Source organism: Pelotomaculum propionicicum, from assembly GCF_004369225.1.
GTDB lineage: Bacteria > Bacillota > Desulfotomaculia > Desulfotomaculales > Pelotomaculaceae > Pelotomaculum_B > Pelotomaculum_B propionicicum.
Genome location: NZ_QFFZ01000077.1, coordinates 1 through 9,611 on the forward strand (window position 1 = coordinate 1; position 9,611 = coordinate 9,611).

12 protein-coding genes and 1 other annotated feature are annotated in these 9,611 nt (G+C 50.9%); of the genes, 4 read left to right on the forward strand and 8 right to left on the reverse strand.

The genetic code is table 11. The annotated features are described in order from the left end of the window. From Pmgp_RS18185 to Pmgp_RS18200, 4 genes are all read right to left on the reverse strand, one after another. Window positions 1–427: hypothetical protein (locus Pmgp_RS18185; protein WP_205078033.1), on the reverse strand; the 427-nt coding region annotated here is incomplete at its 3' end. 144 nt (window positions 428–571) lie between these two features. Beyond that, complete coding sequence (locus Pmgp_RS18190) at window positions 572–967, reverse strand: hypothetical protein (protein ID WP_134215947.1); 396 nt, start codon at window positions 965–967, stop codon at window positions 572–574. Between the two features lie 137 nt (window positions 968–1,104). Then, complete coding sequence (gene spoIIP / locus Pmgp_RS18195) at window positions 1,105–2,163, reverse strand: stage II sporulation protein P (RefSeq protein ID WP_192903018.1); 1,059 nt, start codon at window positions 2,161–2,163, stop codon at window positions 1,105–1,107. 67 nt (window positions 2,164–2,230) lie between these two features. Then, the gene (locus Pmgp_RS18200; protein WP_134215956.1) at window positions 2,231–2,569 is read right to left on the reverse strand and encodes a phage holin family protein; all 339 of its coding nucleotides are present in this window, start codon (window positions 2,567–2,569) and stop codon (window positions 2,231–2,233) included. Window positions 2,570–2,697: 128 nt separating this feature from the next. Between Pmgp_RS18200 and rpsT the strand changes: the two genes are divergently transcribed. After that, window positions 2,698–2,964: a 30S ribosomal protein S20 gene (gene rpsT, locus Pmgp_RS18205; protein WP_134215958.1), complete on the forward strand. Its 267-nt coding sequence runs from the start codon at window positions 2,698–2,700 to the stop codon at window positions 2,962–2,964. A gap of 77 nt (window positions 2,965–3,041) precedes the next feature. On the opposite strand, the gene Pmgp_RS18210 is transcribed toward rpsT, so the two are convergent. The 4 genes from Pmgp_RS18210 to Pmgp_RS18225 all read right to left on the reverse strand — a co-directional run bounded on the left by Pmgp_RS18210 (window position 3,042) and on the right by Pmgp_RS18225 (window position 7,788). Then, window positions 3,042–4,370, reverse strand: a complete 1,329-nt coding sequence (locus Pmgp_RS18210) for a uracil-xanthine permease family protein (protein ID WP_243119951.1) — start codon at window positions 4,368–4,370, stop codon at window positions 3,042–3,044. Window positions 4,371–4,790: 420 nt separating this feature from the next. Continuing rightward, the gene (holA, locus tag Pmgp_RS18215) at window positions 4,791–5,846 is read right to left on the reverse strand and encodes a DNA polymerase III subunit delta (RefSeq protein ID WP_134215962.1); all 1,056 of its coding nucleotides are present in this window, start codon (window positions 5,844–5,846) and stop codon (window positions 4,791–4,793) included. 16 nt (window positions 5,847–5,862) lie between these two features. Beyond that, window positions 5,863–6,168: an MTH1187 family thiamine-binding protein gene (locus Pmgp_RS18220; RefSeq protein ID WP_134215964.1), complete on the reverse strand. Its 306-nt coding sequence runs from the start codon at window positions 6,166–6,168 to the stop codon at window positions 5,863–5,865. Window positions 6,169–6,246: 78 nt separating this feature from the next. Next, a complete protein-coding gene (locus Pmgp_RS18225; protein ID WP_134215966.1) occupies window positions 6,247–7,788 on the reverse strand; it encodes a 2-isopropylmalate synthase in 1,542 nt (513 codons plus the stop codon). 119 nt (window positions 7,789–7,907) lie between these two features. After that, window positions 7,908–8,166 (reverse strand) — a binding site (T-box leader). A 98-nt stretch (window positions 8,167–8,264) separates the two neighbouring features. Between Pmgp_RS18225 and Pmgp_RS19895 the strand changes: the two genes are divergently transcribed. The 3 genes from Pmgp_RS19895 to Pmgp_RS20970 all read left to right on the forward strand — a co-directional run bounded on the left by Pmgp_RS19895 (window position 8,265) and on the right by Pmgp_RS20970 (window position 9,363). Then, window positions 8,265–8,414, forward strand: a complete 150-nt coding sequence (locus tag Pmgp_RS19895) for a hypothetical protein (RefSeq protein ID WP_192903019.1) — start codon at window positions 8,265–8,267, stop codon at window positions 8,412–8,414. 82 nt (window positions 8,415–8,496) lie between these two features. Further along, on the forward strand, window positions 8,497–8,868 hold the full coding sequence (locus tag Pmgp_RS18230; RefSeq protein ID WP_134215968.1) for a DnaJ family domain-containing protein: 372 nt from the start codon (window positions 8,497–8,499) through the stop codon (window positions 8,866–8,868). A gap of 282 nt (window positions 8,869–9,150) precedes the next feature. Beyond that, window positions 9,151–9,363: a DUF86 domain-containing protein gene (locus Pmgp_RS20970; RefSeq protein WP_427910055.1), complete on the forward strand. Its 213-nt coding sequence runs from the start codon at window positions 9,151–9,153 to the stop codon at window positions 9,361–9,363. The last annotated feature ends 248 nt before the right edge of the window (window positions 9,364–9,611 follow it).

Sequence of the window (9,611 nt, forward strand, 5' to 3'; positions counted from 1 at the left end):
GACGCCTGTATCCGAGCATATGATAACGTTCGACATATTCATTCCACAGACGAATCTCTTTTTGAACCCGTACCGGCTCTAGTTGGATGGGAGCATACGCCGACACACTCCCTCTTAGTTCCTCTTCCGGTTCAGTAGCAGTTCCGATGATGACTGTTTCTTTCCCTGAAGAAGTCGCCTTTCTTTTTTCCGGAAGGCGAATCCATTCCTTTGCCTCCAGCTTTCGCAGTAACTCGCGGCAAGATTCCAGCTTTGGTTTCCCGTTTGGTCCATACCACGACAGGGTTTCACATAGCGTATGCGCCAATTCCTTTTGACTCAATCGGGGAAACAACCGGATCACTTCCTTAATGTGTTCCAGTTCTTCCCTTGTAAAAATGCGTCCGTTCAAGAGAACTTCCTCAGGCCAATCTTCATGTATCGTCATAGTGTGGCTCCTTTTTAAAATTTCCCACACTATTGTCTCATATTTATTTTGTGGTGTCCAGTGCTATTTTGCGAAAAACTTTTTCTCCCCAACTCTTATAAACCTTGTCAGTTATAAATCTTTAGATTCATGCGTCAGCTCTGTTTAGCAAGCGTCAGCCGGGTAAAACAGCTCCTCCAGCAGGTTTTTCACTTTAAAGGCATTTCTTTCAAGGGCATTTATTTCCTCAGAATGACTGTCTAAAAAATTTTCACCATAATCCCTTACAATCACGAACTTCCTCACCAGGTATTCCCTTCCTGAGTCCAAATATTCATAGTCAAAGAATGCCGGGGCGGTATATACGGGGAGATGAAGATATATATTCTCACCCAGAAAAGTCACCTGATAGGCGCCAGGCCCGTAATTTGCCAATGCCAGGATACGGGCAGGCTCCTGGGGGCAAACCCTGTGGTTGAAGCGGGAGACGGCGGTGGAAGCCCCAACCGCAACCACTACAACAGAGATTAAAAGCACGATTTTATATTTAGTCCAGTTCATCATAACACTCCAATATATTTACTAATATTATTGAAAAAAAACCGGGCGGCTTATACGCAAAATCTGGAAAAAACCTTGTTTTGCGCAGCTGCCGCCCGGTTTGCAAGTATGAATTAACCAGACTCCCGGCTAAAATTTCAGTTTTTCTGTTCTTCCCCATTAATCATGCCCGCCACCACATCGGCCAGCAGGCGCGCCGAGCGGACCGCCTCTTCAGTAGAGTTCTTTGATGTGCCCACTTCCAGCAGGACCGCGTGCGGGTGGAGAAACTGGTTGTACAGCCCATCCTTGACCCGGACACCCAGGGAAAGGCCCGGGTACTTTTCATTCAGCCTGCCGGACAATTCACTGGCAAAAGCGTAGTTCTGCCGCCAGGCGGGAAATGACCGGCGGGCATCGGACCCAACTATGAACAGGATGGGAGCCACATTCTCGCCGTTGATGCTGACAACGCTCTGCTCCCTTGTTTTGCCTGAATCACGGTGAATATCAAAGACCGCCCAGGCGTTCGGATTGTCAGCCAGCAGTTGGCGCGCCGTCTTTTCCGACTCAAGGTAAGAGCTGTTGTAGCTCAGGTCGTGGACCCGGTCCGACCTGGCAACTTTAATGTTATAGTTTTTTTCCAGTGTTTCCTGGAAGGCCGCCGCCACTGTGACCACCCCGCCGCGCCTGCCGTCCAGCCTTTCAACTCCGTCGGTGAGGCTGTAAGTTTCCCCGGTATGGGTATTGTAAATACCAACCAGGCGTTCCGACGGCGGGACCGCTGTGGTTCCGGCAGGGGCGGCATAGCTGGAACCGCTTGCCGGCATCGCGTCTGGCCAGTCAACCGCCGTCAGCAGCGGTATTTGAGACTGCAGAACCGCGGCCGGGCTGAGCAGGTTTACCCTGCCCGCTGTCCCGGTTAGATATAAAAGAGCCTGCGCCAGTGACGGGCTGTCACTGTCTCCTTCAAAACTGCTCCAGCGCAATATGGGAATAGCGGATTTCAGCGCTTTTTCCGGTTCCATCCGGCAGGCTGTCAAAATCTTGGAGTAAATGTCCCTGAGTACGTTTGGCAGTGAAGGGCGCGCCAGAAAAGCAGGCGCTGTTTTGATAACCAGAAAAACAGTGAGGACGATTAGGCCCAAGGCTATGCCAAACCGGCGGGGACAGACTTTTCCGCGGCGGCCATAGCGGCTGATGGGAGCGGAGTACATAAAACCCCCCCTTCCAGGCTCGTTCATTAATCTTATGCCTGGGCGGAGGGGTTTATGAGGGTTACTGTCAGCGCAAAACAGTCGGTACAAAAGCATCAATTAGTCCAATAACAAAAGCAGATATCAAAGCGCCGACAATGCTGACACTGAGCAAATTGGGAATGATAAACTGAGCCAGGTAAATCACTACCGCCGCCGTTATGAACCCGACCAGGCCCCTGCTCTGCGGCGAAACGCGATCACCCAGCAGCGCCTCAGCGATATAACCCAGCACCGCTATAACAACCGCGGCTATTAAGGCCCCGACAAACCCCCCGCTCACTACGAAGCCTGGTGAGAGCCAACTGACTACAATCAATACAAGCGCCGAAACAACGAATCTGATAATCAGTCCAAGCCACTGCATCTGACAACTCGCCTCCTTCCTCCTAAAATTTAAAAATAGCTTTTACCAAAAAAAGAAAGGATATACGCCGGCACTTGCATTTTTTTTCTGCACATGGTAAAATTGTTGCCGTTGGGAGGTGAGAACACATGCCGAATATCAAATCCGCAGCCAAACGGGTCGAGATTACCCGCTTGCGGACCATAAGAAACGCCAGGATCAAATCGGCTCTAAAGACTTCCATCAGAAAATTTGAAGAGGCCATGAAGGCGGCCGACAGGGAAGACGCCGGTACAAAACTCCGCAAAGCGGTAGTGGCTATCGACAAGGCCGTTACGAAAGGCATTTTACATAAAAATGCAGCTTCCCGTAAAAAATCGCGCCTGACCAAGAGATTCAACAAGCTGACAGGGTAAAAAATTAAACTGATAAAGCCGCAGCTGGCACAGAGCTGTGGCTTTTTGTATGATGTTTAGGTACCAACCCTTGATGTCTAGCTAAAGTATTTCTTGGGCAGTAGGACGTGCTCCAGCAGCATGCACAGCAGCATGCCGGCAATGAAGCCGTTCCCCAGGATGTACTGGGCGAACACGGGGATGCCCCCGAAAGAGCCGCCCGGCAGGTTCATTACACCGGTCCCGAAAAGGATGGGCAGGCCCACCACAAAATAGTCCCTGGCGTTAAACTCCAACCTGGTGTAATCTTTCAGCCCGAAACCCAGCATCTGGCAGAAGGAGGCCAGCAGCACCGAATAGCCCACCGGTTCGGGAATGGAGGCCAGGAAAGCGCCGACCTGCGGCAGGAGGCCCAGTATAATCAGGGCAATGGCAAATATGATAAAAGGCAGCCTGGCGGCGACCCTGGTAAGGCTGACCATACCGGCGCCGGCTGAATACGGCACAAAGCCCACTGTCGCCCCCAGCCCGGCCAGCACGTCCGCCATGCCGGTGAAGATCACACCTCTGTTATATGATTTTTGGGGCAGCTCAATTTTCAGCACCCGCTCCATGGCCAGGATGCTGGCGACCAGGTTGGAAAGTACCAGCAGGCCGGTCAGGACTGAAACAAACACTATGCCGGGATCAAAGGTCGGCGTGCCCCAGGCAAATATCTTCGGAAACGCGACAACAGCGTCCTGGGTTATGAATTCTCCGGAGGGGACCCCGGCCAGCACAGCTATAACCCACCCCGCCGCGATGCCTATGAGGATGGCAATGCTCTTAAAGAAGCCCCGGGCCTTAAGGTTGATAACCACGACCATGGCTACCACGATCAAAGAAACAATAGCTGATTTTAAATCTATACTCCCCCCGCTGGAACCAATCCCGAACATGCCCTTGACAAAGGCGCCGCTCAGTTGCAGGCCCAGCAGTACCAGCACGGAGCCTGTAACAGCAGGTGTAAAAAGTTTCAGCGTCTTGCCGATTAGGCCGGTAGCTCCTACTAAAACCAGAATAAGCCCGGCTGCCATCACGCCAAACTCCAGATCGGTGCGCAGCAGGCTCAGAGGCTTGCCCAGCCCCGGGGCCATGGCCGCCAGGGTTATGAAAATGCCCCACCACATGCCGGACGGACCTTCTATAATCGGCAGGCGGTGGCCGAAGCACACCTGCAGCAGCGAGGCCAGTGCCTGAAAAAAGAAGGTGCGCTGGGCCAGGCCGGCAATGCCGGCCTGGTCGAGGCCCAAAGCGCTGCCGACCACTATCGGCAGCACAGCGGAGTTGGCCAGGGTAAAGCCCAGCCACTGCACAGCATAGGCCAGGGTCCGGTTTAAGGGCGGCCGGTCTTCCAGGTTATACAAAAGGTCACTGTCTTCGCTCAAAATCTCATCACTCAATCGTCATTATATGTAATTAAAAGCTATAATCACAACCTTGTTTCATTATATATAATTCCCGGCTATGTTAAAAGGGAGAAAAATTCGCTATAAAATTGTATGAAAATTGAAATTATTGGAATCGTGAAGGTATTTCCCTGTCTAAATAGAAAAAATAGATGAGCCGACCCAGGCAATTATAACCAATCTATAAATCTGATGAACAGGTGATTATTTAGTGGGATATCTACATTGTCAAGTATTGATTATTGGGGGAGGCACCGCCGGTCTTGCATGTATTTTCTTGATAAGAACGTTTTGCCGCATTTATACTGGAACTATTTTATTAAAGGAAAACTTTAAGGAACGGGGACACTCCTCTATAATAGGTATTCCTTTTAGGATGAGCAATGTCCCCGATTATAATCAAGATCCGGCGCAGAGTTTCAGCAGAAATATCTCCAGCGCCGGGTAAAATTCCTGCCTGCCGGTTTTCACCGACTCGTCCAGCTCCAGCAGCAACTGGAAGGCTTCCAGCAGGCTTTCCCGGCTGAAATTCCTGCACTGGACTGATGTTTTCCGGGCCACGTAAGGGTGTATTTTGAGCCTGGCCGGGATTTGCCCGGCGGGACAGCCGCGGCCTAACAAATCCTTTACCTGCAGCAGAAGGCGGAACTGCCTGATGATCATAGCCAGGAGCCTGAAGGGAGGCTCTTTGGCCGCCAGTAATTCCCTTATAGCCGCAAGGGCTTCCCCTGCTTTCTTATTGCCCACCGCGTCCACCACAGCAAAAATACTTTCCTCCAGCCCGGGCGGGCAGACCTTGCGCACCTCAGCGGGTGTGATAACTTCCTGACCGGCCGTGAAATTAACCAGCTTTTCCATTTCCGCGGCAAGTTTTTGCAGTGAAGGCCCCACCGTGTCCAGCAAAGTCTCCGCCGCACCGGGGGCGAACTTCCTGCCTGCCGCCCTGGCCCTTTGCGCCAGCCAGCGGCTGAGGTCGCTGCGGTTGAGGCAGGTGAACTCAACTGCCCGGCCGTTCTTTTGCACGGCTTTAAACAGCCTTTTTCTTTTATCCACCGGATCGCCGGTGGTAAAAATCAGGCAGGTCGCACCGGCAGGGTTATCAAAATATTCCAGCAGGGCGGTTTCTTTCACCGGCCCTGCTGTTTCCTCTCCGTCCTCAATTTCTTCTTTTCCAGCTTTTTTGGCGGATTTAAAAAAGGACGGGTTTTTAACCACAACCAGCCTCTTCGCCGCAAAAAAAGGCAAAGTTTCCGCCCTGGCCACAATATCTTCAGGGCCGGCGTCTTCTCCGTCAATCAGATCGAAGTTCAGATCCTGGTCGCGGCCGGGGAAAAAATATTCTTTAAAACGGGCTACCGCCTGCTCGCGCAGGTAAGTTTCCTCACCGTAAAAAAGGTAGACCGGGGCAATTACACCCCGCTTGAGACTGTTTAAAAGTTCAATATAATAATCCATTTTTGACAGCGCCTCATCATTCGCCCAACTTTGCTTTGACCGCCGCCACCTTGCCGGCCGCGGTCAACTCCCGGTCCCGGCGGTCATCTATACGGATAGTGGTGACCACCCTGCCGATGCCCTTTAAGAAAGGCTGCTCGTGCATCAGGCGGACCACTTCAAACACGCGGCCCAGTTCCCCTTCAATAATGGTGGACATGGGAGTAAGCTGGTAGGTGATCCCTTCCGCTTCCCGCAAGACCCGGACACAGCCCGCGACATACTCGCTCAGGCTGGCGCCGCCGGTCCCGATGGGCACCACAGTAATATCTACAACAGCCAAAACTATCACCCCGGAAATTTTTCTTAATTATATAAAATTCCAGGTTAACTATAAAGGGGATAACGCCCCTTGCCGCTTTTAATTATTGCTTTCCTGTACCTGTCCGTCACCGCCCCTGTTGATTGTCCTCACTTTAGCCAGGGCGTTGACATAAGCTTTGGCGCTTGCTTCGATCACGTCGGCGCTGATGCCTCTGCCCACTACCAGGCCGTTTTCTCCGTACCTTACCTTCACTGTGGCGTCGCCGAGTGACTCCCGGCCCTGGCTGACTGACTGCAGGGAGTAGTCCTCCAGATAAACCTGTTCTCCCACCAGCCGCTCCACCGCCTTAAAGACAGCGTCCACAGGGCCGTTGCCGCAGGCGGCGTCAGTAGCCGTTTCACCTTCCAGGTCCAGGGTAACGGTAGCCGTGGCCCTTGAGACACCGGTAGTAGTGACAGATATGTTTTTAACACTGATGGCGCCGCTGTCGACCTTTATCTTTTCCATCAGCAGGTGCAGGTCCCGGTCAAATATTTCACTTTTATGGCGGGCCAGGTCTAAAAACCTGAGATAAATCTCCTCCAGGTTTTCCCCTTCCATCAGATAGCCCAGTTCTTCCAGCGCCTTTTTCAGGGCCGGTTTTGTACATTCCGCGCTCAACACAGTCCTGTTGCCGTACGCGCCGACCACGGCAGGTTTGATCATCTCATAAGCGGCTTGCCCCTTTAATGATTCTTCCAGGCTTACTTCCGGCACATTGATGAATGCGTTGGCGCCGACAATAGCTTTATGGACAGCAACCGGCACCCCGGTTATTTTTGACACCATCCTGCTGGTAGCTGATATTTTCCTGGTGTCCACCTTAAGTTCAACACTGTATGCGGCCCGCCTGGTATAAACCGCCATGACCGCCTCCTCCAGGGATGTGTTGCCGGCCCGCTCCCCAATCCCGTTGACAGTCGCCTCCAACTGGCCGGCGCCGGCCTTGACCGCCGCCAGGGTGTTGGCGGTGGCCATGCCCAGGTCGTTGTGGCAGTGGATGCTTAAAATTACCTTCTCTATACCCTTTACCTCATTCATAAGCCGGGTGACCAGATCGCCGCATTCCCAGGGGGCTGCGTAACCGGACGTATCCGGGATATTGACCACAGTAGCCCCGGCGGCAATTACTTTTTCGAGGACTTCCACCAAAAAGGATGGGTCGCTGCAGAAGGCGTCCTCCGCGTAGAATTCCACGTCACTCACATATTTCTTGGCATGCTTTACTGCCGAAACCGCCCTTTCCATAACCTGCGCGGGAAAAAGTTTTAATTTCCCTGCCATATAAGCGGGCGATACGGCAATCCCGGTATGGATCCTGGGCTGTTCAGCCCCGTGCAGCGCGGCGGCGCAGCAGTCGATCTCGCGCTCAACCGCCCTGGTGAAGCCGCAAATGACCGCCCCTCTAATTTCCCCGGCAATTGCCCGCACCGCGTCCCGGTCGCCCGCCGAGCAGGACGGGTAACCAGCTTCGATAATGTCCACGCCCAACTTCACCAGTTGTCTTGCTATCTCCAGTTTTTCATCAAGGTTCAGGGTTATCCCCAGGGATTTTGCGCCATCTCTGAGGGTGGTGTCCATTACATATAACCTGCGCAATCTTAATTTCCCCTTTCATTATTTTAAAACGTTTATGCCATGCAGGGTTTATAAGGCCGCTAAGGTCCGGGTCCATCAAACCACCCCCTCTGCAAAAAATATTAAAACCCTTCGTCCTCACTTGAGACGAAGGGTTAACTCCGCGTTACCACTCAACTTAACAGCCGCAAGGCTGTTCCCTTAAAAGGATACGGGACTGGATCCGATATCCCCTTCCTTTTAACGGCGGAAGCTCCGTCCGGGCCTACTCTCCGGCTAAGATTTCGGTCGGCTACTCCAGGGAGAGTTCAGCGCCCCGCCGCGTGTACCGCCTCGCACCAACCGGCGGCTCTCTGAAACCGGCAAAAGAAGCTTACTATTCCCTCTCATCGTCATTTTAAAAATATTAGTTGCATCTTAACAGTATTCAGCGGCGTTGTCAATACGCATGGTATTAATTTCAGCCCGGCGGACATTATATTTTTGAGGTGATCAGAATGGACAGGTGGCCCTGCTTTGACTGCAGGCACTACGACACATTTGACAGGTACGAAGATGACGATATGTGGTGTAAATTGGGACACGCCGTCACCCACATGACCTGCGACTTCAGGGAGCCATTTACTATTCATCCCTGCGGCGAGTAAGAAGAAGTTTACATCACCCACGTCCTGACTTATAATTTGTATTAGCAGGTTTGCACTTTTATTTTTCAGGGGTGTGGGTCAGATGGATTTATTTGCTGTCATTGCAGAAGGCAAGATCCGCGAAGCCATAGAGAACGGCGAGTTTGACGATCTCCCCAATAAAGGCAAACCCCTGGACCTGGATAACATGGCCCATATCCCTGAAGAACTCAGGGCCGGCTATACCATTCTCAAAAACGCCGGCGTGCTGCCTGAGGAACTTGAGCTTAAAAAAGAAATCGTTTCCCTGCAGAAGTTAATTGACAGCTGCCACGAGGAAAATGAAAGAAACTCGATGCAGAAGAAACTGACCTATAAATTATTAAAATTTGATATGATGATGGAAAACAGGAGGCTCAACCACGCGCTTGGTTCCTACAAGTATAAGATTTACAGGAAGCTCGGCATCTATTGATTTCTTTTGAAAACAAAGATACGGCCAATTGTTTTTGCCGTATCTTTGTTTTTAGTTGTTCCCAAACAGGGTGTGTGGTATTTTGCTTATCTTAAAATCGCTATGGCGCGGTCAGCCAGAGTGATCAGGCCCTGCAGGTTAACGTTAATCAGTCGCTGGTGCGAGATGATTTGCTGCATGGCACACTTAACACTTTTTTCATCTTACTCTCTCCTCCTTTTTTTACCCTGCCGGGTTGTTATTAATAATTTAGATCCCAAGTATGGAAAGAATAAGAATAAAATGTGGAAAAAATATGGAATTTACAGCAGAATTAAAAATAAAAGTTTTGCTGATGAATTAACTAATATGGCCCGTTTTCGCAACCGCTTGGTGCATCTCTACTGGGAAGTGGATACCCCCAGAGTCTACTATATTATCCAAACTAAATTAAGTAATTTTGAGAAGTTTAAACATTGTGTCTTAGAGTTTCTTACAAAGAGCCAAATGAAATAGCTATTAAAAAGAGCTGCCAGACAGCTCTTTTTTAATTGATCTAAATAATTTTAAAATCTTTCAGTCCCCTCGTATAATAGATTTAGGACCACCGAACAGCCATAATTCCAGTTAAGGAACCATATGGATGATGGATGGTAGTTTGGGAACCGGTTCCCTTAAATTACGGGTACCGAAGCCAATAAAATCAAGTACCAGATTCCACAGCAAGTACGGTAACGGTACCGGTCATGCGCGCGAATACTGTA

Bases quoted from the DNA above. Each gene is read 5' to 3' on its own strand.
- Pmgp_RS18190 (WP_134215947.1), bottom strand. From the start codon at position 967: ATGAACTGGACTAAATATAAAATCGTGCTTTTAATCTCTGTTGTAGTG.
- spoIIP (WP_192903018.1), bottom strand. From the start codon at position 2,163: ATGTACTCCGCTCCCATCAGCCGCTATGGCCGCCGCGGAAAAGTCTGT.
- Pmgp_RS18200 (WP_134215956.1), bottom strand. From the start codon at position 2,569: ATGCAGTGGCTTGGACTGATTATCAGATTCGTTGTTTCGGCGCTTGTA.
- rpsT (WP_134215958.1), top strand. From the start codon at position 2,698: ATGCCGAATATCAAATCCGCAGCCAAACGGGTCGAGATTACCCGCTTG.
- holA (WP_134215962.1), bottom strand. From the start codon at position 5,846: ATGGATTATTATATTGAACTTTTAAACAGTCTCAAGCGGGGTGTAATT.
- Pmgp_RS19895 (WP_192903019.1), top strand. From the start codon at position 8,265: ATGGACAGGTGGCCCTGCTTTGACTGCAGGCACTACGACACATTTGAC.
- Pmgp_RS18230 (WP_134215968.1), top strand. From the start codon at position 8,497: ATGGATTTATTTGCTGTCATTGCAGAAGGCAAGATCCGCGAAGCCATA.
- Pmgp_RS20970 (WP_427910055.1), top strand. From the start codon at position 9,151: ATGTGGAAAAAATATGGAATTTACAGCAGAATTAAAAATAAAAGTTTT.